Source organism: Acetobacter fallax, assembly GCF_011516735.1.
GTDB classification, from domain to species: Bacteria; Pseudomonadota; Alphaproteobacteria; order Acetobacterales; family Acetobacteraceae; genus Acetobacter; species Acetobacter fallax.
Genome location: NZ_WOSX01000144.1, coordinates 1 through 743 on the forward strand (window position 1 = coordinate 1; position 743 = coordinate 743).

Genomic DNA, 743 nt, shown 5'->3' on the forward strand with positions numbered 1-743 from the left:
CCCTGATGAACAGAGTTTGAGACAAAACTGGCATTCGCAGTTCTTTCCGGTGACGACCGTTACCGGTCAGACAGGACATATGGACGATTACCAAGAATGCACTTGGGTTAAACGCTGGATCGCAGCACCGAGAGCCTGCAACACGTAGCCTTACTTACTGCCTTTTAGCTTAAATCTTTGGTAAAGGTAGATCCTATGAGCGAAGCCGTACCTAATTTGGCAGATTTGGCCGATATTCTTAGCGCGAGCGACGATTATCGCGTTCAGCGACGTCTCATGCCGCGCTCGACCATTACGCGGCCTGATGGAACGCCGACAAAGACCGCGATTCTCATAGATGTAGAGACGACGGGCCTAGATCTTCAGAACGATGAGATAATCGAGCTGGCTATGATCTCCTTCACTTACTCTCTTGATGGGAGAATTTTCGAAGTTGGCCAGACGTTTCAGCATTTTCAAGAGCCCAGTCGTCCAATTTCAGCCGAGATCACCCGGATCACGGGGATCACCAATGCCATGGTGGCCGGCCAAAAGATTGACATTGCAGAGGTTGCTGCGTTTGTCAGTTCAGCCGCTCTGGTGATCGCTCACAATGCCGGGTTCGACCGTCGCTTTGCGGAGCGGTTGAGCGACGTATTCACCACCAAGCCATGGGCGTGTTCGATGTCCGAAATCGATTGGGCAGCTGAAGGTTTTGAGGGCACAAAGCTGCACTACCTAGCTGCTGGCGCAGGCTTTTTTTA

Annotated in this window: 1 protein-coding gene; it reads left to right on the forward strand. The window is 51.7% G+C overall.

Features of this window, described 5'->3' with window-relative positions:
- Nucleotides 1-195: 195 nt before the first annotated feature.
- Nucleotides 196-743: 3'-5' exonuclease (locus GOB85_RS18900; RefSeq protein ID WP_242011639.1), on the forward strand; the 548-nt coding region annotated here is incomplete at its 3' end.